The sequence below is a fragment of the Rathayibacter sp. VKM Ac-2754 genome (genome assembly GCF_009807095.1).
In the GTDB taxonomy this organism is placed as follows: Bacteria; Actinomycetota; Actinomycetes; order Actinomycetales; family Microbacteriaceae; genus Rathayibacter.
Genome location: NZ_WUCC01000001.1, coordinates 139,513 through 161,696, shown reverse-complemented (window position 1 = coordinate 161,696; position 22,184 = coordinate 139,513). Strand labels below are relative to the sequence as shown.

Sequence of the window (22,184 nt, the reverse complement as noted above, 5' to 3'; positions counted from 1 at the left end):
ATGGCTACCTCTATCGACATCATCGACGTCAAGGGCCAGAAGTCGGGCTCGTTCGAGCTCCCCGCCGAGCTCTTCGACGTCGAGACCAACGTCCCCCTGATCCACCAGGTCGTCGTCGCGCAGCTCGCCGCCGCGCGTCAGGGCACCCACTCCACGAAGAACCGTGGCGAGGTCTCCGGAGCCGGTCGCAAGCCGTTCAAGCAGAAGGGAACCGGCCGCGCTCGTCAGGGCTCGATCCGCGCCCCGCACATGACCGGTGGTGGAATCGTCCACGGACCGAACCCGCGCAACTACGCGCAGCGCACCCCCAAGAAGATGATCGCCGCGGCTCTGCTCGGCGCTCTCTCGGACCGCGCTCGCGGCGCCCGCCTCCACGCGGTCGAGTCCCTCGCCCTCGGCGACACCCCGAAGACCAAGGACGTCCTCGTCCTGCTCGACGCCCTCTCGGTGTCGCGCAACGTCCTCGTGGTCCTCGAGCGCGACGACTTCATCGCCGAGCTGTCGCTGCGCAACGTGCCGTTCGTGCACATCCTGCCGGTCGACCAGCTCAACGCCTACGACGTGCTCGTCTCGGACGACATCGTCTTCTCGAAGGCCGCGCTCGAGGCGTTCGTCGCCGCCAAGTCCAAGAAGGAAGAGGTGAACGCATGAGCCAGTCCGCCGCGTTCAACAAGGACCCCCGCGACGTCATCATCTCGCCCGTGGTCTCGGAGAAGTCCTACGGCCTGATCGACGAGGGCAAGTACACCTTCGTCGTCGACCCGCGCTCGAACAAGACCGAGATCAAGCTCGCCATCGAGAAGATCTTCGGAGTCGAGGTCGCGTCGATCAACACGCTGAACCGTCAGGGCAAGACCCGCCGCACGAAGTTCGGCACCGGCAAGCGCAAGGACACCAAGCGCGCGATCGTCACGCTGAAGTCCGGCTCCATCGACATCTTCACGAACGTCGGCTGAGCCGAAGAAGCGTAGAGGAAAACAGACAATGGCTATTCGCAAGTACAAGCCCACGACCCCTGGTCGCCGCGGCTCCAGCGTCGCCGACTTCGCCGAGATCACCCGATCGACGCCCGAGAAGTCGCTCCTTCGCCCGCTGTCCAAGACCGGTGGCCGCAACAACTCCGGCCGCATCACGACGCGTCACATCGGTGGTGGCCACAAGCGCCAGTACCGCCTGATCGACTTCCGTCGCAACGACAAGGACGGCGTCAACGCCAAGGTCGCTCACATCGAGTACGACCCCAACCGCACGGCGCGCATCGCGCTGCTCCACTTCGTGGACGGCACCAAGCGCTACATCCTGGCTCCGAACAAGCTCTCGCAGGGCGACATCGTGGAGTCCGGCGCCGGCGCCGACATCAAGCCCGGCAACAACCTGCCGCTGCGCAACATCCCGACCGGTACGGTCATCCACGCCATCGAGATCAAGCCCGGCGGCGGCGCGAAGCTCGCCCGCTCGGCCGGCACCTCGGTCCGCCTCGTCGCCAAGGACGGCCCCTACGCGCAGCTCCGTCTGCCGTCGGGCGAGATCCGCAACGTCGACGCGCGCTGCCGCGCCACGATCGGCGAGGTCGGCAACGCCGAGCAGTCGAACATCAACTGGGGCAAGGCCGGCCGCATGCGCTGGAAGGGCGTCCGCCCGACCGTCCGCGGTGTCGCGATGAACCCGGTCGACCACCCCCACGGTGGTGGAGAGGGCAAGACCTCCGGTGGTCGCCACCCGGTCAGCCCCTGGGGCCAGTCCGAGGGACGCACCCGTCGCCCCAACAAGGAGAGCGACAAGCTCATCGTTCGCCGCCGCACCGCCGGTAAGAAGCGCAAGTAGGAGTTGTAGAAGATGCCTCGCAGTCTCAAGAAGGGCCCCTTCGTCGATGACCACCTGCTCCGCAAGGTGTTCACCGCTAACGAAGCCGGCAACAAGAACGTCATCAAGACCTGGTCGCGCCGCTCGATGATCATCCCGGCGATGCTGGGTCACACCATCGCGGTCCACGACGGACGCAAGCACATCCCCGTGTTCGTGACCGAGACCATGGTCGGCCACAAGCTCGGCGAGTTCGCCCCCACTCGGACCTTCCGCGGTCACGAGAAGGACGACAAGAAGGGCCGTCGCCGCTGACGCGGCGACGAGAAGGAGGAGAGAAATGGTGGAGTCGATCGCACGCGTGCGACACATCCGCGTCACCCCCCAGAAGGCTCGCCGCGTCGTGAACCTGATCCGCGGCAAGCAGGCTCAGGAGGCCCTGGCCATCCTGAAGTTCGCTGAGCAGGGAGCTTCCGAGCCCGTCTACAAGCTCGTCGCCTCGGCGATGGCCAACGCTCGCGTCAAGGCCGATGCCTCGAACGAGTACCTCGACGACCAGGACCTGTTCGTGTCCCGCGCCTTCGTCGATGAGGGAACCACCCTCAAGCGATTCCAGCCCCGTGCCCAGGGTCGTGCCTTCCGCATCAACAAGCGCACCAGCCACATCACCGTCGTGCTGGCCACTCCTGAGGAGGGGACCAAGTAATGGGACAGAAAGTAAACCCCTACGGTTTCCGTCTGGGAATCACCACCGACCACGTGTCGCGCTGGTTCTCCGACAGCACCAAGAAGGGCCAGCGGTACAGCGACTTCCTCGCAGAGGACGTCAAGATCCGCCGTCTCCTCGCCACGCAGCTCGACCGTGCGGGCGTCGCCCGCATCGAGATCGAGCGCACCCGTGACCGCGTCCGCGTCGACATCCACACCGCCCGTCCGGGCATCGTGATCGGTCGTCGCGGCGCCGAGGCCGAGCGCATCCGCGCCGACCTCGAGAAGCTCACGGCCAAGCAGATCCAGCTGAACATCCTCGAGGTCAAGAACCCCGAGGCCGAGGCTCAGCTGGTCGCCCAGGGCATCGCCGAGCAGCTCTCCGCCCGCGTGGCCTTCCGCCGCGCGATGCGCAAGGGTCTGCAGGGTGCTCAGCGCGCCGGCGCCAAGGGCGTCCGCATCCAGGTCTCCGGCCGCCTCGGCGGCGCCGAGATGAGCCGCTCGGAGTTCTACCGCGAGGGACGCGTGCCGCTGCACACCCTCCGCGCGAACATCGACTACGGGTTCTACGAGGCCAAGACCACCTTCGGCCGCATCGGCGTGAAGGTCTGGATCTACAAGGGCGACATCACCAACAAGGAGCTCGCTCGCGAGCAGGCGAACAGCAAGTCGTCGCGCCCCGAGCGCAGCGACCGACCGCGTCGCGCCCCTCGCCAGCAGAGCGAGGCGCCCGTCGCCGCAGGAGTTGAGGCATAACCATGTTGATTCCCCGTCGAGTCAAGCACCGCAAGCAGCACCACCCGGGCCGCTCCGGCCAGGCCACCGGTGGCACCAAGGTGTCGTTCGGTGAGTACGGCATCCAGGCTCTCACCCCCGCCTACGTGACCAACCGTCAGATCGAGTCCGCTCGTATCGCCATGACGCGTCACATCAAGCGCGGTGGAAAGGTGTGGATCAACATCTACCCCGACCGCCCGCTGACCAAGAAGCCCGCCGAGACCCGCATGGGTTCCGGCAAGGGCTCGCCCGAGTGGTGGGTCGCGAACGTCAAGCCGGGCCGCGTCCTCTTCGAGGTCGCCGGCGTCGAGGAGAAGCTCGCTCGCGAAGCCATGACTCGTGCCATTCACAAGCTGCCCCTGAAGGCACGCATCATCAAGCGCGAGGAGGGAGACGCGTAATGGCGATCGGATCCAAGGAGCTCGTCCCCACCGAGCTCGACACCTTCGAGGACGAGCGTCTCGTCACGGAGCTGAAGAAGGCCAAGGAGGAGCTGTTCAACCTCCGCTTCCAGTCGGCCACCGGCCAGCTGGACACCAACGGCCGCCTGCGTGCCGTCAAGCGCGACATCGCCCGCATCTACACGGTCATCCGTGAGCGCGAGCTGGGCATCCGTGCCACCCCCGCACCCGTCGAGGCCCCGGCCAAGGCGGAGAAGAAGCCCAAGACCAAGAAGGCCGCCAAGGCCGAGGTCGAGGCGCCCGAGTCGAACGAGGAGGCCAAGTAATGGCAACCGTCAATGACACCGCCGGCCACGAGTCGGCCGCCCACGACGTCAAGCAGGAGGGCGCTCGCGGCTACCGCAAGACCCGCCGCGGCTACGTGACCAGCGACAAGATGGACAAGACCATCGTCGTCGAGGTCGAGGACCGCGTGAAGCACCCCCTGTACGGCAAGGTCATCCGCCGCACGTCCAAGGTCAAGGCTCACGACGAGTCGAACACCGCGGGCATCGGCGACCTCGTCGTCATCAGCGAGACCCGTCCCCTCAGCGCCACGAAGCGCTGGCGCCTGGTCGAGATCCTCGAGAAGGCCAAGTAGGCCGCGGCCTACTTGAGTTAGCAGGAGAGACACATGCTTCAGCAAGAATCCCGAGTGAAGGTCGCCGACAACACCGGCGCCAAGGAACTCCTCACCATCCGCGTCCTCGGAGGCTCCGGCCGCCGCTACGCGGGCCTCGGTGACATCATCGTCGCCACCGTCAAGGACGCGATCCCCGGTGGCAACGTCAAGAAGGGCGACGTCGTCAAGGCGGTCATCGTCCGGACCATCAAGCAGACCCGTCGTCCCGACGGCTCGTACATCAAGTTCGACGAGAACGCCGCCGTGATCCTGAAGAACGACGGGGACCCCCGCGGCACCCGCATCTTCGGACCGGTCGGTCGCGAGCTCCGTGACAAGAAGTTCATGAAGATCGTCTCGCTGGCACCGGAGGTTATCTAGTCATGGCCAAGATCAAGAAGGGTGACCTCGTCCAGGTCATCTCGGGCGCTACCCAGGCCCGCGGCGGAGACCGCGGCAAGCAGGGCAAGGTCCTCGAGGTCCTGGTCGAGCGCAACCGCGTCGTCGTCGAGGGAGTGAACTTCGTCAAGAAGCACACCCGCGTCGGCCAGTCGCAGCGCGGATCGAAGGAGGGCGGCATCGAGACCGTCGAGGCTCCGATCCACATCTCCAACGTCGCGGTCGTCGACCCGAAGACCAAGAAGCCGACCCGTGTCGGCCACCGCAACGTGGCCGTCACGAAGGACGGCGTGACCAAGACCGTTCGCGTGCGCTACGCGAAGGGGTCGGGTGAGGAACTGTAATGACTGACACCACCGCAGTGGCTGCGAAGGTTCAGCCGCGGCTGAAGGCCAAGTACCAGGCCGAGATCATCAGCACGCTCAAGGAGCAGTTCGGCTTTACGAACGTCCACCAGGTCCCCGGCCTGGTCAAGGTCGTCGTGAACACCGGCGTCGGTGAGGCTGCCCGCGACGGCAAGATCATCGACGGCGCCATCAAGGACCTCACCGCGATCACCGGCCAGAAGCCGCAGGTCACCAAGGCCCGCAAGTCCATCGCTCAGTTCAAGCTGCGCGAGGGCCAGGCCATCGGCGCGCACGTCACCCTCCGCGGTGACCGCGCGTGGGAGTTCCTGGACCGCCTGCTCTCGGTGGCGCTGCCCCGCATCCGCGACTTCCGCGGACTGTCGGACCGCCAGTTCGACGGCAACGGCAACTACACCTTCGGCATCACGGAGCAGTCGATCTTCCACGAGATCGACCAGGACCGCATCGACCGCGTCCGCGGCTTCGATGTGACCGTCGTGACCACCGCGAAGACCGACGACGAGGGTCGCGCGCTGCTCAAGCAGCTCGGCTTCCCGTTCAAGTCGGCGGACAACGCGTAGCAAGGAACCCGGGCCGGGGGGTGGTGCGAACCGCTCCCCGGCTCTGTCGTACCCCTCTCGTGTCGTCCGCGACGGAGGAGGGCTGCTCTCTCCGGAATATCGGCCTCGACCGTCGGCCTTCAGCCATGTACCATGGTTCGTTGGCCTGCGCACGCGCGGCCGCCTGGGCGTCGACGTCGTCGGCGCCGTCCCACACCACAGGTCGTCACTCTTGTAAAGGGTGCCGAAACCAGGCGAGAAAGGCACCATCAGCCATGACCATGACTGATCCGGTCGCAGATCTGCTGACCAGAATCCGTAACGCGAACTCCGCGCACCACGACTCCATCGCCCTCCCCGGCTCGAAGCTCAAGGCGCACATCGCCGAGATCCTCAAGCGCGAGGGCTACATCGCCGACTGGAAGGTCGAGGAGGCGCGCGTCGGCACGACGCTCTCCATCTCCCTCAAGTACGGCCCGAACCGCGAGCGCTCGATCGCCGGCATCAAGCGGGTCTCGAAGCCGGGTCTCCGCGTCTACGCGAAGTCCACCGAGATCCCCACCGTGCTCGGCGGCCTCGGCGTCGCGATCCTGTCCACGTCGAGCGGTCTGCTGACCGACCGCCAGGCCGAGAAGAAGGGCGTGGGTGGGGAAGTCCTCGCCTACGTGTGGTAATCCCTCATGTCGCGTATTGGAAGACTCCCCATCGAGATCCCGGCGGGCGTCGACGTCTCCGTCGCCGGATCCGTCGTGACCGTCAAGGGCCCCAAGGGTGAGCTGACCGTCCCGGTCGCCAGCCCCATCCAGGTCTCCGTCGAGGGCACCCAGGTGCTCGTCTCGCGTCCCGACGACGAGCGCGAGTCGCGCTCGCTCCACGGCCTCACCCGCACGCTCATCGCGAACGACATCATCGGCGTCACGCAGGGCTACTCCAAGGGCCTCGAGGTCGTCGGCACCGGCTACCGCGTGCTGGCCAAGGGCTCGGACATCGAGTTCGCGCTCGGCTTCTCGCACCCGGTCGTCGTCACCCCGCCCGCGGGCATCTCGTTCACGGTCGAGGGCAACAACAAGCTCACCGTGCACGGCATCTCGAAGCAGGCCGTCGGTGAAGTGGCCGCCAACATTCGTAAGATCCGCAAGCCCGAGCCCTACAAGGGCAAGGGCGTGCGCTACGCCGGCGAGGTCGTTCGCCGCAAGGCCGGAAAGAGCGGTAAGTGATCATGGGACTCGGAACCAGAGGAAAGAGCAAGTCCGCCGCGCGCGGTCGTCGTCACGACCGTCTGCGCAAGAAGGTCGTCGGATCGGCGGAGCGTCCCCGCCTCGTCGTCAACCGCTCGGCCCGCCACGTCTTCGTGCAGGTCGTCGACGACGCCCAGGGTCGTACCCTCGCGTCCGCGTCGACCCTCGAGGCCGACCTCCGCGTGTTCGACGGTGACAAGACCGCCAAGGCCCGCAAGGTCGGCGAGCTCGTCGCCGAGCGCGCCAAGAACGCCGGTGTCGAGGCGGTCGTCTTCGACCGCGGAGGCAACAAGTACGCCGGTCGCGTCGCCGCGATCGCCGATGGAGCACGAGAGGCAGGGCTCAACCTGTGAGCGCGGCAGAGAACAAGGAACCCGAGGTCGCCGCTGTGTCGGAGGCCCCCGTCGAGACCGCTGCGTCCACGCAGCCGCAGCAGGAGGCTCGCGAGCCTCGCCGCGGCGGCCGTGACCGCAACCAGGGCGGCCGTGACCGTGGAGGGCGTGACTCCGACAAGAGCCAGTTCCTCGAGCGCGTCGTGACCATCAACCGCGTGTCGAAGGTCGTCAAGGGCGGTCGTCGCTTCAGCTTCACCGCTCTCGTCGTCGTCGGCGACGGCAACGGACTGGTGGGCGTCGGCTACGGCAAGGCCCGCGAGGTCCCGACCGCCATCTCCAAGGGCGTCGAGGAGGCGAAGAAGAACTTCTTCCGCGTCCCGCGCGTCGGCTCGACCATCCCGCACCCCGTGCAGGGTGAGGCCGCTGCCGGTGTCGTGCTCCTGCGTCCCGCGTCCTCGGGTACCGGTGTCATCGCCGGCGGTCCCGTCCGCGCCGTGCTCGAGTGCGCCGGCATCCACGACGTCCTGAGCAAGTCGCTCGGCTCGTCGAACACCATCAACATCGTCCACGCGACCGTGACTGCTCTGCAGCAGCTCGAGGAGCCGCGCGCCGTCGCCGCTCGTCGTGGTCTCGACTTCGACCAGGTCGCCCCGCCGCGCCTGGTCCGTGCCGAGGCCGATGCACTCGCCGCCGCGTCCAGCGCGAAGGCAGGTTCCTGATGGCCCAGCTGAAGGTGACCCAGATCAAGTCGAAGGTCAGCGAGAAGCAGTACCAGCGCGACACGCTGCGCTCGCTCGGCCTCAGGAAGATCGGTCAGAGCGTCGTCCGCGAGGACAACTCTCAGAACCGCGGATACGTGAAGACCGTCGCCCACCTGGTGAAGGTCGAGGAGATTGACTAATGGCTGAGAAGAACCAGGCCGTCGCGGAGTCCACGACTCCGACGCAGGCCGCCACCAAGAAGGGCGCCGCCGAGGCGCCCGCCACCCGCGAGCAGGTGCTCAAGGTCCACCACCTCCGTCCCGCCATCGGCGCGAAGAAGGCGAAGACCCGCGTCGGCCGCGGTGAGGGCTCCAAGGGCAAGACCGCCGGTCGCGGCACCAAGGGCACCAAGGCCCGCTACCAGGTGCGCGTCGGCTTCGAGGGTGGGCAGATGCCGCTGCACATGCGCACCCCGAAGCTGCGCGGGTTCAAGAACCCGTTCCGCGTCGAGTACCAGGTCGTGAACCTCTCCGCTCTCGCCGAGCTGTACCCCCAGGGCGGTGACGTCACCATCGGCGACCTCGTCGCCAAGGGTGCCGTTCGCAAGAACGAAAAGGTGAAGGTCCTCGGCGACGGCGACATTGCGGTTAAGCTGAACGTCGCGGTCGACAAGGTCTCCAGCTCCGCGGAGCAGAAGATCGTCGCTGCGGGCGGATCCATCAAGTAGCACCAGCAGCTTGTCGGTCGAGCTTGTCACGCCGACTCCCCACGGGTCACGGACCCGTGGAGAGCGGGTGGCAAGCTCGACCTGTATCCCGCACCAAGAACTGAGCAGGAGACCTTAGGTAGTGTTTGGCGCCGTTGCGCGGATCTTCCGCACCCCCGACCTCCGCCGTAAGATCGGCTTCACTCTCGCGATCGTGGCGATCTTCCGGCTGGGATCCTTCATCCCTGCTCCGTTCGTCGACTTCAGCGCCGTGCAGGCCTGTCTCGCCGGCAACCAGGGCACCTCGGGTCTCTACGAGCTCGTGAACCTCTTCAGCGGTGGAGCCCTGCTCCAGCTGTCGATCTTCGCGCTCGGGATCATGCCGTACATCACGGCGTCGATCATCGTGCAGCTGCTGCGCGTGGTCATCCCGCACTTCGAGACCCTCTACAAGGAGGGGCAGTCCGGTCAGGCGAAGCTGACGCAGTACACCCGCTATCTCACGATCGCGCTCGGCGTCCTGCAGTCGACCACCCTCATCACGGTCGCCCGCTCCGGTGCCCTCTTCGGCAACTCGGGCGTCCCCGAGTGCTCGGCGCTCATCATCACCGACGAGTGGTACTCGATCCTCCTCATGGTCATCACCATGACGGCGGGCACCGGCATCATCATGTGGATGGGCGAGCTCATCACCGAGCGCGGCATCGGCAACGGCATGTCGCTGCTGATCTTCACCTCGATCGCGGCCCAGTTCCCCACCTCGCTCTGGTCGATCGCGCAGTCGCGCGGCTTCGAGACCTTCCTGCTGGTCCTCGGCATCGGCCTCGTGCTGGTGGTGGCGGTCGTCTTCGTCGAGCAGTCGCAGCGGCGCATCCCGGTCCAGTACGCCAAGCGGATGGTCGGACGCCGCACGTACGGCGGCAACAACACCTACATCCCGATCAAGGTGAACATGGCCGGCGTCGTGCCCGTCATCTTCGCGTCCTCGCTGCTCTACCTCCCCGCGCTGATCGCCCAGTTCAACCAGCCGGCGGCCGGCCAGGAGGCACCCGGCTGGGTGACCTGGATCACCAACTACCTGACGCAGGGCGACCACCCGCTCTACATGGCGCTCTACTTCCTCCTGATCGTCGGGTTCACCTACTTCTACGTCGCGATCACGTTCAACCCCGACGAGGTCGCCGACAACATGAAGCGCTACGGCGGCTTCATCCCCGGCATCCGCGCCGGTCGGCCGACCGCGGAGTACCTGAACTACGTGCTGACCCGGGTGACGCTGCCCGGCTCGGTCTACCTCGGCCTGATCGCCCTGGTGCCGCTCATCGCCCTGGCGCTCGTCGGTGCGAACCAGAACTTCCCCTTCGGCGGCACGTCGATCCTGATCATCGTCGGAGTCGGACTCGAGACGGTGAAGCAGATCGACTCGCAGCTGCAGCAGCGCCACTACGAAGGGCTCCTCCGATGATCTCGACCCCGGTCGGCTTCCGTCTCCTGCTGATCGGCCCTCCCGGCGCCGGCAAGGGCACTCAGGCCGCTCGACTCTGCGAGGTCCTCGACGTCCCGGCCATCTCGACCGGCGACATCTTCCGGATGAACGTCGCGAACGAGACCGAGCTCGGCCTGCAGGCGAAGGCCTACCTCGATGCGGGCAAGTACGTGCCCGACGAGCTGACGAACGCGATCGTGCACGACCGGCTCCAGGAGGCGGACGCGTCGACCGGGTTCCTGCTCGACGGGTACCCGCGGACGACCGAGCAGGTCGACGAGCTCGACCGCATCCTGGCCGCCGACGGCAACCGGCTCGACGCCGTCGTGCAGCTGACGGCCGACCCCGACGAGGTCGTCGGACGGCTGCTCAAGCGCTCGACCGAGCAGGGTCGCAGCGACGACACGGAGGACGTCATCCGTCGTCGCCTGGCCCTCTACGAGGAGCAGACCGCGCCGCTCATCGACGTGTACGCCGCCCGCGGGCTGGTCGTGGTCGTCGACGGTCTCGGACCTGTCGACGAGGTCACCGACCGGATCGTGACGGCCCTCGAGGGCCACCGGGTCGGCGGACTGGTCGACGACCCGTCGGCCGCCTGAGCCGTGGCGCTGCGCTCCTCGCTCTACAAGACCCCCGACCAGCTGCGGTCGATGCTCGCGCCGGGGCTGGCGACGGCCGCGTCGCTGCACGCGGTGCGGGCCGTCATCCGCCCGGGTGTGACGACCCTCGAGCTCGATGCCGTCGCGGAAGCGGCCATCGTCGAGCTCGGCGGGCACTCGAACTTCAAGCTGGTCCCCGGATACCGCCACACGATCTGCGCGTCGGTCGACGACGAGGTCGTGCACGGGATCCCCGGCGCGCGGGTGCTGCGCCCCGGCGATATCGTCTCGATCGACAGCGGCGCCGAGATCGACGGCTGGAACGGCGACTCGGCGATGACGATCGTGCTGCCCGATCCCGAGCGGTCCGACGAGGTCGCCGCGCGCACCGAGCTCTCGCGGGTGACCGAGGGGGCGCTCTGGCGCGGCATCGCGGCTCTCGCCTCCGCCCGCCACCTCAACGAGGTCGGCGCGGCGATCGAGGAGTACGTGGAGGACGAGGCCGAGAAGCGCGGCCGGGCCTTCGGCATCCTCACGGACTACATCGGCCACGGCATCGGCCGCTCGATGCACGAGGCGCCGCCGGTCTTCAACTACCGGGTGCGCCAGCGCGGACCCGAGGTGAAGCCCGGGCTGGTCGTCGCGATCGAGCCGATGGTCACGGCGGGCAGCGCCGAGACCCTCGTGCACGACGACGACTGGACGGTGGCGACCGTCGACGGCAGCATGGCGGCGCACTGGGAGCACTCGGTCGCGGTGCACCGCGACGGCATCTGGGTCACCACCCTCGCCGACGGGGGAGCGGCGGGGCTCGCGGAGTACGGGATCACTCCCACACCCTTCGCCTAGGAGGCGCGGACCTGGCGTCCGGCCACCTCGCGCTGCAGCGGTGCCGGACGGCGACCGGATCGGGCGGGGTGCCTCGTCGCGGCTCCCTCCCGAGCGCCTGCGGCGCTCCCGCCAGACCCGAGCCAGGAGCCGCGACGAGGCACCCCACCCGCTCCTCGGGTTCAGGAAGGGTGGGGCTCCTCTGAACCGACGCGGAGGGAGGGTGCTGTCGTCCTCTCGCGCCCGGCTCGGGTCTGGCGGGCGCCCGTAGGGCGCGGGATGGCGCGAGAGGACGACAGTGCCCTCCCGATCCCCGCCAGAGATTATCGATGGAGCGACCCAGTGAGGGTCGCCGCTGCGCACCACGAGCTTCCGTGGTGAGGTCGGTCTACTGGACCGCCTCACCTGCCGCCTGGGAAGAGCTGGTTCGCGCGTTCGACAGCTAGCTGTCGAACACCCTGACCAGCTCTTCGATGAAGGAGCCGAAGTCGGTGGAGCGGCGGATCAGGCGCTGCACCTCGGCGCGCTCGGCGAAGACCTCGACGAACTGGTCGAAGACCGACTGGAACGTGCTGCGGCCGGCGGAGGCGAACGCGATCATGGCGATCACGTTCACCCGCTGCTCGCCCCACTCCATCGGCACGTCGTTGACGACGATCGCGATGGAGGTGCGCCGGGCGCTCATCGCCATCGCGTGCGGGACGGCGAGGTTGTCGGTGAACGCCGTGGAGCTCATCCGCTCGCGCTCGATGGCGCCGTCGACGTAGTCCTCGTCGATGATGCCCTCGGCGATCATCCGCTCACCGAGGAGGCGGATCATCGCGGACTCGTCGCGCGCGTGCAGGTTGCGGAAGAACAGCGCCCCGTCGAAGAACTGCAGCAGCTCGTCCTTGATCTGCGCACGCCGGCGATGACGGCGGACGCGCGCGATGGCGCGGCGCACCGCCTCCACGTCGTGGTCGGTGAGGAAGGGCTGCACGACGACGACCTCGTCGGAGTACGGCCGCTCGTCGATCGTCGTGATGACGATGTCGGCGGTGAGGCGGTCCCAGTCGACGTCGCTCCTGGTGATCAGGGAGCGCACCTCGACCTCGGTGCCGAGCGAGCGCTCGACCCGCAGCCGCAGCATGTGCGCGAGGTCGTAGTAGTTCGGGCACACGATCACGCACGAGAGCCGCTCCTCGCGTCGCGAGACCCGCTCGAGGAACGAGCCGACGTGCAGGGCGATGTACGCGATCTCGTCCTCGTTGACGACGATCCCGCGGCGGCGCTGCAGTCCGCTCGCGAGGAACACCGCGATCTCGTACGTCATCGGGAAGCTGGTCTTGATCGAGCGCGTCAGCGGGTTGCGGGAGTAGCCGCCCTCGGAGGCGCGCGCGATCAGATTGCGCACGTGCAGGGCGAGGCGGACGATGAAGCCCTCGTCGTCGAGGTCGACCAGGTACTCCCGGTTCACCTCCGCCACGAGCTCGCGCACCACCGCGAGGTCGTCCGGGTCGACGTAGTTCTCGACGACGACGGACACGGGCTCGTTCTGGCCGGGCGTCGCGACGCGGGTGGTCATCAGGATCGCGAGCTGCGCGAGCTCGGCGTCGGTGAGCCGGGTGGTGAAGTGGCGCTCGACCAGCTCGGCGAGCACCGCGGCGAGCTCGCCGTGCAGCGCGGGGGAGGGGCGGGCCCCCGCCGGGTCGCCGATGCCCCGCGAGACGCGGTCGACGGCGATGGCGATGTGCAGGAGGACGCTGTTCACGCCGTAGTCGTTGATGTAGTAGCCGCGCGACTCGAGCTCCGCGAGCAGCTCGGTCTTGAAGGCGCCGAGTCCGGGGGAGGCGAACTCGCGCTGCACGTCGTCGAGGGTGAAGACGCCCTGGGCGCTCTCATCGCGGAACATCCGCGAGATCAGCCGCCGTCGCGCCTCCTCGCTGCCCTCGAGCCGCACAGAGGAGGCGCGACGGGCGAGGGCGAGCCCGGCCTCGTCGGCCAGGGTCTTCACCCGGCGCAGATCCGCCTCGACCGTCGACTCGCTGACCGCGAGCGCCTCGGCGAGGGACACCACGTCGAGCCCGTCGTCGGAGTCGACGAGGCGCCGGACGAGGCTGTAGAGCCGGTCGCGGGGAGTGTCGGGCTCGACGTCGCGCAGGCGCTGGGCCTCGACGAAGGCCGCATAGGCGTCACGCGCGAGCCGGTAGCCGTTGGCCGAGGACTCGACCGGCTCGAGGGGAGCGGCCTGCGCCTTCACGGCCGTGACGTAGCTGCGGACGCTGCGGGTGGTGACCCCGAGCCGATCGGCCAGCTCGTGCGCCGTCACCCAGCCGTCCGCCCGGGAGAGGTACTCCAGCAGGCGTTCGCGGTTGTCAGGCATCCAGGGCTCCAGGCGTGCGGACCGGTTCGTCGCGAGGAGCGCCACCGCGGGGCGGCGGATCCGCTCGTCGCGGGGTCCGCGAGTCGTCGTCCCCGCAGTCAATCATCTCGGCGCCGCGCCCGGGACCCCCGCGCCGACGGCCGGGAATCCGCGCTTCCTGCCCCGCGGAAGATTCTCTGCCGGGCGGGTGATCGCCTCCTTCGTGATGCTTCAATGAAGACGTTGTGCAGTGAGGCAGGCCCGGGCGCGAGGAGGCGGACGTGGTGCAGAAGATCCTGATCGTCTGCGGTGCAGGCGCGTCGAGCACGTTCCTGGCCCACCGGCTGCGAGCGGGCGCGAAGGAGCGGGGCATCACCGCCTCGTTCCGGTCGGAGAGCCTCCAGGGGCTCGAGGACTCCCTCCCCGAGTCGGATGTCCTCCTCGTGGGGCCGCATCTCGAGTCGCAGTTCGACGGGCTCCGCCGGCAGGCGGCGCGTGTCGGAGTCGCGGCGGCCCTCCTCCCGCACGACGTCTTCGGAGGGCACGGTGCCGATGCCGTGCTCGACACCCTCCCGATCCTCCTCGCCGCTCGCGCGGTGGTGGCGGACCCGGGTGGGGACACCTCCGTCCAGACGGCACTCCCGAGTGCCGAGCCCGACTCCGGGCACCACTGACGCAGTCGCGGCGACTGCAGATTCAAGGAGACACGTTCATGGTCGAGCGCACGGTTCAGGTCGCATCCTCGAAGGGCCTCCACGCCCGCCCCGCCTCGCTGTTCAGCCAGGCCGCTGCGAAGTCGGGCCAGAAGGTCCTCGTCAAGAAGGGCGAGTCGACCGCGGTCAACGCCGCGTCGATCCTCGGCATCATCTCGCTCGGCATCGAGCACGGTGACGAGCTCACCCTCTCCGTCGAGGGCGACAACGAGCAGGCCGTGCTCGACGAGCTGGCCGAATTCCTCACGACTGACCACGACGCTTGAGTCCGGGCGCTGAGTCTCTCAGCGCCACCCCCAGGTCGCCTGCGACCACCTTCACTCGACACCCCCGCTCCCCGTCTCACCGACGAGACCGAACGACAGGAACGAGCACTCATGACGCTGTCCACTCCTCAGACCGCCTACGCCTCCGCGAAGCTCCAGGGCACCGGAGTGGGCCGCGGCCTCGCCCTCGGGCCGATCCTGCGCATGCCGGATCCGCTGCCCGAACCCGAGGACACCGCCAGCACGCGGACCGTCGCGCAGGAGGAGGAGCGGGCCGTCGTCTCGCTCTCGGCCACGGCCGCGACCATCCGCCACCGCGGTGAGCGCGCCGGCGGATCGGCCAAGGACGTGCTCGACGCCCAGGCCCTGATGGCCGAGGACCCCTCGCTCGCGGATGACGTCAAGGCGCGGATCTCGGGCGGCAAGACCGCCGAGCGCGCGGTGCACGAGGCGTTCGCGGGCTTCCGCGACCTGCTGGTGGCGATGGGCGGCTACATGGCCGAGCGCGCGACCGATCTCGACGACGTCTCGCAGCGGGTCGTCGCGCACCTCCGCGGCGTCGCCGCTCCCGGGGTCCCGGAGTCGGACGAGCCGTTCGTGCTGGTCGCCCGCGACCTCGCCCCGGCCGACACCGCCCTGCTCGACCTCGACAAGGTCCTCGGACTCGTCACGAGCGACGGCGGACCGACGTCCCACACCGCGATCCTGGCCCGCGAGAAGTCGATCACCGCGATCGTCGGCACCGCCGGCGCGCTCGACCTGCGCGACGGCCAGCTCGTGATCCTCGACGCCTCCTCCGGCGTCGTGACGGTGAACCCCTCCGACTCCGAGATCGGCGAGGCCAAGACCGCGATCGCCCAGCGGGCCGAGATGCTCGCCGCGCCGGTCGTCCCGGGAGCCCTCGCCGACGGGCACGCCGTGCCGCTGCTCGCGAACCTCGGCTCGGCCGACGGCGCCGAGCAGGCCGTCGAGCTGGGAGCTGAGGGCGTCGGACTCTTCCGCACCGAGTTCCTCTTCCTCGACGCGAAGGAGGCGCCCACGGTCGCCGAGCAGGCGGAGCAGTACACGCGCCTGCTGGCCGCGTTCCCCGGCCGGAAGGTCGTCGTCCGCGCGCTCGACGCCGGCGCCGACAAGCCGCTCGCGTTCCTCAACGACAACCACGAGGAGAACCCGGCTCTCGGTCTGCGCGGACTCCGCGCGCTCCGGGCCAGCGAGCAGATCCTCCGCGACCAGCTGACCGCGCTCGCGCAGGCCGACGCTGCGACCGACGCCGACCTCTGGGTGATGGCGCCGATGGTCGCGACGGTCGACGAGACCCGCTACTTCACCGCGATGGCGAAGGAGCTCGGCATCCGCACGGCCGGCGTCATGGTCGAGGTCCCCTCCTCGGCCCTGCTCGCCGACCGGATCCTCGGCGTCGCCGACTTCGCGTCGATCGGCACGAACGACCTGACCCAGTACACCCTCGCCGCCGACCGGATGCTCGGCACCGTGTCGGCCTACCAGGACCCGTGGCACCCCGCCGTCCTCCGCCTCGTCGGCGAGGTCGGCCGCGCCGGTGCCGCGCTGGGCAAGCCCGTCGGCATCTGCGGCGAGGCCGCCGCGGACCCGCTGCTCGCCGTCGTCCTCGTGGGCCTCGGCGCGACGAGCCTCTCGATGTCGCCGTCGGCCCTCGCCGACGTCCGCGCCGAGCTGGCCGAGCACACCCTCGACGAGGCCAGGCGGTTCGCCGAGCTCGCCCTCGCGGCCGACAGCGCCGCCGACGCGCGATCGGCCGTCACCGAGGCGATCGCCTCCTCCTGATCCCCGGTCCCCCAGGACCGTCCCCCGAAGACAGCACCACCCCGTACAGCACAGCACCACCCCCCACAGCACCACCCCCACCCGTCACGTCCCGCAGGACCCGGCAGCCTCAGGAGCAGCCGGAGCTCCCACCCCTAGAAATCGGAGAACACACCACATGACAACGACGTCAGCGACGGCGACGCGCGGTGGAGCGCGCGTCCACGTCCAGCGCTTCGGCACCTTCCTCTCGGGGATGGTCATGCCGAACATCGCGGCCTTCATCGCGTGGGGCCTCATCACCTCGCTCTTCATCGCGGCCGGCTGGCTGCCCAACGGCATCCTCGGCGGCTTCGGCGACGCGGCCCAGATCGGCTGGGAGGGTGCCCGCACCACCCTCGCCGAGGGTGAGGACGGCGCCACCTTCCAGCAGTACATCGGCCTCGTCGGCCCGATGATCACCTACCTGCTGCCCCTGCTCATCGCGAACACCGGTGGCCGCATGGTCTACGGCGCGCGCGGTGGAGTGGTCGCCTCGATCGCCACCATGGGCGTCATCGTCGGCGCCACGATCCCGATGTTCCTCGGCGCCATGATCGTCGGCCCGCTGGCCGCCTGGCTCATGAAGAAGGTCGACTCGATCTGGGACGGCAAGATCAAGCCCGGCTTCGAGATGCTGGTCAACAACTTCTCGGCCGGAATCCTGGGCATGCTGCTCTCGCTCGGAGCGTTCTTCGGCATCGCGCCGATCATCTCGTTCCTGACCGCGGTCCTCGGCAACGGCGTCGACTTCCTCGTCAACGCGGGTCTCCTGCCGCTGACCTCGATCTTCATCGAGCCGGCCAAGATCCTGTTCCTCAACAACGCCATCAACCAGGGTGTCCTCACCCCGCTCGGCACCGTCATGGCGCAGGAGCAGGGCAAGTCGTACCTCTTCCTCCTCGAGGCGAACCCCGGCCCCGGCATGGGCGTCCTGCTGGCCTTCGCGATCTTCGGAGTCGGCATCGCCCGCGGTTCCGCTCCCGGCGCCGCGCTGATCCACTTCGTCGGCGGCATCCACGAGATCTACTTCCCCTACGTGCTGATGAAGCCCGCGCTGGTCGCGGCCGTCATCCTCGGCGGCATGACCGGAGTCGCGACCAACGTCGCGTTCGACTCGGGTCTCGTCGCTCCCGCCTCGCCCGGCTCGATCATCGCGGTGCTCCTGCAGACGTCGCGCGACAGCTACCTCGGAGTCATCCTCTCGGTGCTGCTCTCGATGGCTGTGTCGTTCGCGGTCGCCTCGTTCATCATCCGGGGCAGCCGCAAGCGCGACCTCGAGGCGATGGAGGCCGGCGACGACAAGCTCGCCGCCGCCGTGGCCGCGAACTCGTCCAACAAGGGCAAGGACAGCGCCGTCGCGGGCCTGCTCGGCCAGAGCGGCGCCCCGGCGCAGGACGGCGCTTCGGCGACGACCACCGCGACTCAGGTGCGCAACATCGTGTTCGCCTGCGACGCCGGCATGGGCTCCTCCGCGATGGGTGCCTCGGTGCTCCGCAACAAGATGAAGAAGGCGGGCTTCGAGGACGTCTCGGTCACCAACAAGGCGATCGCGGCCCTCGAGGACGACGTCGACCTGGTCATCACCCAGGCCGAGCTCACCGAGCGCGCCCGCCAGCGCACTCCGGGCGCGATCCACGTCTCCGTCGACAACTTCATGAACTCGCCGAAGTACGACGAGGTCGTCTCGCTGGTCGCGGAGCAGCACGGCAAGTAGGACAGCAGTCCTTGCGAGGGAACCCGTAGGGTGCGACTGGGCTTCCAGCTCGGGCCTGCGGGTTCCCTCGCCGTTTTCCACCCCTCGGAAGGACAGAAGACATGAGCGACGTGCTCACCATCGGACAGATCAACGCCTCCGGCACCGCGACCAGCAAGGAGGCGGCCATCAAGGAGGCGGCCGACATGCTCGTCGGCGTCGGAGCGGTCACTCCCGCCTACCACGAGGCGATGCTCGCCCGTGAGGCGACCGTCTCGACCTACATGGGCAACCTGCTCGCCATCCCGCACGGCACGAACGACGCGAAAGACGAGATCCGCTCGTCTGCGCTGTCCTTCGTCCGCTACGCGCAGCCGATCGACTGGGACGGCAACGAGGTGCGCTTCGTCGTCGGTATCGCCGGCGTCAACAACGAGCACCTCGAGATCCTCTCGAAGATCGCGATCATCTTCTCGGAGGAGGACGAGGTGCAGAAGCTCCTCGACGCCCCCGACTCGCAGGCGCTCTACAGCCTGCTGGGCGAGGTCAACTCCTGATGCCCACCGCCGTCCACTTCGGTGCGGGCAACATCGGGCGCGGCTTCGTCGGTCTGATCCTGCACGGCGCCGGCTACGAGCTCGTCTTCGCCGACGTGAACGCGGGGCTCATCGACCAGCTCGCGGCGGCCGACAGCTACGAGGTCCACGAGGTGGGGGAGGAGGCGACGACCCACGTGGTCGACCGCTTCCGTGCCGTCAACTCGGCCACCGACGAAGAGGCGCTCGTGCGCGAGATCGCGGAGGCCGACATCGTGACCACCGCGGTCGGGCCGAACATCCTCCGCTTCGTGGCACCCGTCATCGCGAAGGGCCTCGCCGCCCGCGCCGAGTCGGCGCCGCGCCTCGCGGTGATGGCGTGCGAGAACGCGATCAACGCGACCCGGCTGCTGCAGACCGAGGTCGCGGCGAACCTGGGCGCCGACGAGTGGGAGCGCCTGCGGTCGCGAGCCGTCTTCGCCGACACCGCCGTCGACCGCATCGTCCCCAACCAGGAGGCGGGTCAGGGCCTCGACGTCACGGTCGAGAGCTTCTTCGAGTGGGTCATCGACCGCACGCCCTTCGAGGGCGGCGAGCCGACCCTGCCCGGAGCGACCTGGGTCGACGACCTCGAGCCGTTCATCGAGCGCAAGCTCTTCACGGTGAACACGGGGCACGCGACGGCGGCCTACGTCGGGTTCGCGGCGGGCGCGCACAAGCTGTCCGACGCCCTGGCACTCCCGGAGGTGCACGACGCCGTCGCGGCGGCCCTCGAGGACACCAAGGCGCTGATCGTCGAGAAGCACGGCTTCAGCGACGCGGAGCAGCAGGCCTACCTCGAGAAGACCCTGAAGCGCTTCGCCAACCCGTACCTGACCGACACGGTCGACCGGGTCGGCCGCCAGCCGCTGCGCAAGCTCTCGCGGCACGAGCGCTTCATCGGCCCCGCCGCCGAGCTGGCGGAGCGCGGGCACACGCCCACGGGCCTCCTCGCCGCGATCGGAGCCGCGCTGCGCTTCGACGTTCCGGAGGACCCGCAGAGCGTCGAGCTCACGGAGAAGCTGGCGACCCTCTCACCCGAGGAGTTCGTCACCGAGGTGACCGGCCTCGCCGCCGACCACCCGCTGTACCCGCAGGTCGTGGCGGTCGTCCGCGGCTGACTCCTCGCACCCGGACGACGACGGACGGGATCGACCACCTCGGTGGCGATCCCGTCCGTCGACTCGGTTGCAGGAGGCGCCCGTCAGAACAGGCGCCAGCGGGTCAGCGGCCAGGCGACGGCGAACACCCGGCCGACGACACGCTCGACCGGCACCGTCTTGACGCAGGAGTCGATCGGGCCGGGAGCGCCGCGGCAGTTGCCCATCGAGTCGTTCGAGTTCGAGCGGTGGTCGCCCAGCACGAAGAGCGAGTCCTCCGGCACCGTGTACTCCTGGAAGCACCGGGTCGAGGCGGGCGAGGTCGTGCAGTCGAGCGAGCCGGGGACGAAGGGGAAGTCCTCGAAGACGTACGAGCCGTCGACGGGCTGCCCGTCGACGAGGACGCGCCCCTCGGTGTCGCAGCACGACACGGTCTGACCTCCGACGGCGATCACCCGCTTGACGAGGAACTCCTCGTGCGACGGTCCGATGCTGGTGACGTCGCCGAAGTACTTGACCGCCTCGGACAGCGGGTTGCCGGCTGAATCGCCGGCGCCCCACTGCGCGTTCCGCGAGAAGACGACGATCTGCCCCGACTCCGGCTCGCCCTCGAGCGCGGCGGTGCGGTCGACGAGGATCCGGTCGCCGAAGAAGCCCCCGCCCTGGAGGGTGTTCTCCATCGAGCCGGTGGGCACGGTGTACACCTTCACGAAGAAGGTCTGCACGAGGGCGATCACGACGATCGCGACGACCACCGTGACCAGCGGATGCGAGTACCAGCGGCGCTCGCTCGGTGCCGTCTTCTTCGTGCGGGCCATGCGCACTCCCTCCGTGTGACGGGGAAAGCCTAGGCGGCCGGGCGGCGGAGGCCGGCGGCGGCGCGGACCGGCGGTGCGGGCGGCCGCGACACGCCCGAGCTGGCGGAGGAGCGGGGATTCGCGTAGTATCGACCCTTGGTGTTTTGCGCGTGCTCCGGCACGCCCGCGCACCGCATCCTGGGCGCTCGCCCGGGGGAGGATCGTCGCGGAAACATTCGCACGACCAGTACACACACTACTTCCGAACGACAGTGAGGCTATGGCCAAAAAAGACGGTGTCATCGAAATCGAAGGTGCGGTTGTCGAGGCGCTCCCCAACGCGATGTTCCGCGTGGAGCTGACCAACGGACACAAAGTTCTCGCCCATATCTCGGGCAAGATGCGTCAGCACTACATCCGGATCCTCCCCGAGGACCGGGTGATCGTGGAGCTGAGCCCCTACGACCTGACCCGCGGCCGGATCGTCTACCGCTACAAGTAGACGTTCGCTCCGCTGAGGTTCGCGACGTGCGTGTCCTGTAAGGAACGGCCCCGGCATCCGCCGGGAGCACGACGCCAGCGAAATCAAGGACAAGAACAATGAAGGTCAACCCCAGCGTCAAGCGCATCTGCGACCACTGCAAGATCATCCGCCGCCACGGCAACGTGATGGTCATCTGCAGCAGCAACCCCCGCCACAAGCAGCGCCAGGGCTAGTCCTCCGGGACGAACCCGCTGCTCCGACGGGAGTGCAGGGGCGGTCAGCCGCCCCGACGAAGACAGAAGAACACTCCGCAACGTCAGAAATCGCGCAGCATCCCGGTGAACGGGATGAACGGCGAGGACACCTTCGGCTGGAGGCCGAGGCACCGACGTTGCATCACACCTCCACTCACTCACAGGAGAAGCCACAATGGCACGTCTGGCAGGAGTAGACATCCCGCGCGAGAAGCGCGTGGAGGTCGCACTGACCTACATCTACGGTGTCGGCCGCACTCGGGCGCTCAAGGTTCTGAGCGACACCGAGATCGACGGCAACATCCGCGTCAAGGATCTCAGCGACGACCAGCTCGTCGCCCTCCGCGACTACATCGAGGGCAACTACAAGGTGGAGGGAGACCTCCGCCGCGAGGTCGCCGCCGACATCCGCCGCAAGGTCGAGATCGGCTCGTACGAGGGCATCCGCCACCGTCGCGGCCTCCCGGTCCGTGGACAGCGCACCAAGACGAACGCGCGCACCCGCAAGGGACCCAAGCGCACCGTCGCCGGCAAGAAGAAGGCCGGCCGCAAGTAACGCGGGCGACACGGACCTAGAGGAGATAAAGA

Annotated in this window: 32 protein-coding genes; 30 read left to right on the top strand and 2 right to left on the bottom strand. The window is 68.5% G+C overall.

Going from position 1 to position 22,184, the window contains the following annotated elements:
• The 21 genes from rplD (at nt 1) to map (ending at nt 11,570) form a co-directional block, all read left to right on the top strand.
• Nucleotides 1-651 (top strand): 50S ribosomal protein L4, encoded by a 651-nt coding sequence (gene rplD, locus GRS92_RS00860; RefSeq protein ID WP_159852429.1) that lies wholly within the window; start codon nt 1-3, stop codon nt 649-651.
• Nucleotides 648-956 carry a 50S ribosomal protein L23 gene (rplW, locus tag GRS92_RS00855; protein ID WP_085475020.1) on the top strand — a complete coding sequence of 103 codons (309 nt, stop codon included), beginning with the start codon at nt 648-650 and terminating at the stop codon, nt 954-956. Before rplD ends, rplW begins: the two co-directional genes overlap by 4 nt.
• 28 nt (nt 957-984) lie before the next feature.
• Nucleotides 985-1,824, top strand: coding sequence for a 50S ribosomal protein L2 (gene rplB, locus GRS92_RS00850; protein ID WP_055787074.1), 840 nt, complete (start codon nt 985-987; stop codon nt 1,822-1,824).
• A gap of 12 nt (nt 1,825-1,836) precedes the next feature.
• Entirely contained in the window at nt 1,837-2,118 is a 282-nt protein-coding gene (gene rpsS, locus GRS92_RS00845; protein ID WP_055787078.1) for a 30S ribosomal protein S19, read from the top strand.
• A gap of 25 nt (nt 2,119-2,143) precedes the next feature.
• A complete protein-coding gene (gene rplV, locus GRS92_RS00840) occupies nt 2,144-2,509 on the top strand; it encodes a 50S ribosomal protein L22 (protein ID WP_082498847.1) in 366 nt (121 codons plus the stop codon).
• Nucleotides 2,509-3,267: a 30S ribosomal protein S3 gene (gene rpsC / locus GRS92_RS00835; RefSeq protein WP_056037327.1), complete on the top strand. Its 759-nt coding sequence runs from the start codon at nt 2,509-2,511 to the stop codon at nt 3,265-3,267. The genes rplV and rpsC overlap by 1 nt, the downstream gene beginning before the upstream one ends.
• 2 nt (nt 3,268-3,269) lie before the next feature.
• Complete coding sequence (rplP, locus tag GRS92_RS00830) at nt 3,270-3,689, top strand: 50S ribosomal protein L16 (protein WP_085475023.1); 420 nt, start codon at nt 3,270-3,272, stop codon at nt 3,687-3,689.
• Nucleotides 3,689-4,015 (top strand): 50S ribosomal protein L29, encoded by a 327-nt coding sequence (gene rpmC, locus GRS92_RS00825; RefSeq protein WP_159852428.1) that lies wholly within the window; start codon nt 3,689-3,691, stop codon nt 4,013-4,015. Before rplP ends, rpmC begins: the two co-directional genes overlap by 1 nt.
• Nucleotides 4,015-4,329, top strand: coding sequence for a 30S ribosomal protein S17 (gene rpsQ, locus GRS92_RS00820; RefSeq protein WP_159852426.1), 315 nt, complete (start codon nt 4,015-4,017; stop codon nt 4,327-4,329). Before rpmC ends, rpsQ begins: the two co-directional genes overlap by 1 nt.
• Nucleotides 4,330-4,362: 33 nt before the next feature.
• A complete protein-coding gene (gene rplN, locus GRS92_RS00815; RefSeq protein WP_159852424.1) occupies nt 4,363-4,731 on the top strand; it encodes a 50S ribosomal protein L14 in 369 nt (122 codons plus the stop codon).
• Between the two features lie 2 nt (nt 4,732-4,733).
• Nucleotides 4,734-5,093, top strand: a complete 360-nt coding sequence (rplX, locus tag GRS92_RS00810) for a 50S ribosomal protein L24 (protein WP_159852422.1) — start codon at nt 4,734-4,736, stop codon at nt 5,091-5,093.
• Nucleotides 5,093-5,677: a 50S ribosomal protein L5 gene (gene rplE / locus GRS92_RS00805; RefSeq protein ID WP_056037308.1), complete on the top strand. Its 585-nt coding sequence runs from the start codon at nt 5,093-5,095 to the stop codon at nt 5,675-5,677. The genes rplX and rplE overlap by 1 nt, the downstream gene beginning before the upstream one ends.
• 254 nt (nt 5,678-5,931) lie before the next feature.
• On the top strand, nt 5,932-6,330 hold the full coding sequence (gene rpsH, locus GRS92_RS00800) for a 30S ribosomal protein S8 (RefSeq protein ID WP_159852420.1): 399 nt from the start codon (nt 5,932-5,934) through the stop codon (nt 6,328-6,330).
• 6 nt (nt 6,331-6,336) lie between these two features.
• Complete coding sequence (gene rplF / locus GRS92_RS00795) at nt 6,337-6,873, top strand: 50S ribosomal protein L6 (RefSeq protein ID WP_159852418.1); 537 nt, start codon at nt 6,337-6,339, stop codon at nt 6,871-6,873.
• Between the two features lie 2 nt (nt 6,874-6,875).
• Nucleotides 6,876-7,247 carry a 50S ribosomal protein L18 gene (rplR, locus tag GRS92_RS00790; protein ID WP_056037296.1) on the top strand — a complete coding sequence of 124 codons (372 nt, stop codon included), beginning with the start codon at nt 6,876-6,878 and terminating at the stop codon, nt 7,245-7,247.
• The gene (gene rpsE / locus GRS92_RS00785) at nt 7,244-7,948 is read left to right on the top strand and encodes a 30S ribosomal protein S5 (protein WP_159852416.1); all 705 of its coding nucleotides are present in this window, start codon (nt 7,244-7,246) and stop codon (nt 7,946-7,948) included. The genes rplR and rpsE overlap by 4 nt, the downstream gene beginning before the upstream one ends.
• Nucleotides 7,948-8,130, top strand: a complete 183-nt coding sequence (rpmD, locus tag GRS92_RS00780) for a 50S ribosomal protein L30 (protein ID WP_173232138.1) — start codon at nt 7,948-7,950, stop codon at nt 8,128-8,130. The genes rpsE and rpmD overlap by 1 nt, the downstream gene beginning before the upstream one ends.
• Nucleotides 8,130-8,657 carry a 50S ribosomal protein L15 gene (rplO, locus tag GRS92_RS00775; RefSeq protein ID WP_159852414.1) on the top strand — a complete coding sequence of 176 codons (528 nt, stop codon included), beginning with the start codon at nt 8,130-8,132 and terminating at the stop codon, nt 8,655-8,657. Before rpmD ends, rplO begins: the two co-directional genes overlap by 1 nt.
• A gap of 121 nt (nt 8,658-8,778) precedes the next feature.
• Nucleotides 8,779-10,101 (top strand): preprotein translocase subunit SecY, encoded by a 1,323-nt coding sequence (secY, locus tag GRS92_RS00770; RefSeq protein ID WP_159852412.1) that lies wholly within the window; start codon nt 8,779-8,781, stop codon nt 10,099-10,101.
• Nucleotides 10,098-10,721 (top strand): adenylate kinase, encoded by a 624-nt coding sequence (locus GRS92_RS00765; RefSeq protein ID WP_159852410.1) that lies wholly within the window; start codon nt 10,098-10,100, stop codon nt 10,719-10,721. The genes secY and GRS92_RS00765 overlap by 4 nt, the downstream gene beginning before the upstream one ends.
• Nucleotides 10,722-10,724: 3 nt before the next feature.
• Nucleotides 10,725-11,570: a type I methionyl aminopeptidase gene (map, locus tag GRS92_RS00760; protein ID WP_159852408.1), complete on the top strand. Its 846-nt coding sequence runs from the start codon at nt 10,725-10,727 to the stop codon at nt 11,568-11,570.
• A 421-nt stretch (nt 11,571-11,991) separates the two neighbouring features.
• On the opposite strand, the gene GRS92_RS00755 is transcribed toward map, so the two are convergent.
• The gene (locus GRS92_RS00755; RefSeq protein ID WP_159852406.1) at nt 11,992-13,911 is read right to left on the bottom strand and encodes a BglG family transcription antiterminator; all 1,920 of its coding nucleotides are present in this window, start codon (nt 13,909-13,911) and stop codon (nt 11,992-11,994) included.
• A gap of 260 nt (nt 13,912-14,171) precedes the next feature.
• Here GRS92_RS00755 and GRS92_RS00750 point away from each other — a divergent pair, with 260 nt between their 5' ends.
• From GRS92_RS00750 to GRS92_RS00725, 6 genes are all read left to right on the top strand, one after another.
• Nucleotides 14,172-14,564 (top strand): PTS sugar transporter subunit IIB, encoded by a 393-nt coding sequence (locus tag GRS92_RS00750; protein WP_159852404.1) that lies wholly within the window; start codon nt 14,172-14,174, stop codon nt 14,562-14,564.
• Nucleotides 14,565-14,602: 38 nt separating this feature from the next.
• A complete protein-coding gene (locus tag GRS92_RS00745) occupies nt 14,603-14,869 on the top strand; it encodes an HPr family phosphocarrier protein (RefSeq protein ID WP_159852402.1) in 267 nt (88 codons plus the stop codon).
• Between the two features lie 111 nt (nt 14,870-14,980).
• Entirely contained in the window at nt 14,981-16,672 is a 1,692-nt protein-coding gene (ptsP, locus tag GRS92_RS00740) for a phosphoenolpyruvate--protein phosphotransferase (protein ID WP_159852400.1), read from the top strand.
• Between the two features lie 157 nt (nt 16,673-16,829).
• Nucleotides 16,830-18,407: a PTS mannitol transporter subunit IICB gene (locus tag GRS92_RS00735; protein WP_159852398.1), complete on the top strand. Its 1,578-nt coding sequence runs from the start codon at nt 16,830-16,832 to the stop codon at nt 18,405-18,407.
• Between the two features lie 101 nt (nt 18,408-18,508).
• On the top strand, nt 18,509-18,943 hold the full coding sequence (locus GRS92_RS00730) for a PTS sugar transporter subunit IIA (RefSeq protein WP_159852396.1): 435 nt from the start codon (nt 18,509-18,511) through the stop codon (nt 18,941-18,943).
• Nucleotides 18,943-20,082, top strand: coding sequence for a mannitol-1-phosphate 5-dehydrogenase (locus GRS92_RS00725; protein WP_159852394.1), 1,140 nt, complete (start codon nt 18,943-18,945; stop codon nt 20,080-20,082). Before GRS92_RS00730 ends, GRS92_RS00725 begins: the two co-directional genes overlap by 1 nt.
• Nucleotides 20,083-20,165: 83 nt before the next feature.
• Here GRS92_RS00725 and lepB read toward each other — a convergent pair whose 3' ends face one another.
• Nucleotides 20,166-20,879: a signal peptidase I gene (gene lepB, locus GRS92_RS00720; RefSeq protein ID WP_159852392.1), complete on the bottom strand. Its 714-nt coding sequence runs from the start codon at nt 20,877-20,879 to the stop codon at nt 20,166-20,168.
• A gap of 259 nt (nt 20,880-21,138) precedes the next feature.
• Between lepB and infA the strand changes: the two genes are divergently transcribed.
• From infA to rpsM, 3 genes are all read left to right on the top strand, one after another.
• Nucleotides 21,139-21,360, top strand: coding sequence for a translation initiation factor IF-1 (gene infA, locus GRS92_RS00715; protein ID WP_022883252.1), 222 nt, complete (start codon nt 21,139-21,141; stop codon nt 21,358-21,360).
• Between the two features lie 98 nt (nt 21,361-21,458).
• Nucleotides 21,459-21,575, top strand: a complete 117-nt coding sequence (rpmJ, locus tag GRS92_RS00710; protein WP_055787164.1) for a 50S ribosomal protein L36 — start codon at nt 21,459-21,461, stop codon at nt 21,573-21,575.
• Between the two features lie 196 nt (nt 21,576-21,771).
• Complete coding sequence (gene rpsM / locus GRS92_RS00705; RefSeq protein WP_159852390.1) at nt 21,772-22,152, top strand: 30S ribosomal protein S13; 381 nt, start codon at nt 21,772-21,774, stop codon at nt 22,150-22,152.
• Nucleotides 22,153-22,184: the final 32 nt, after the last annotated feature.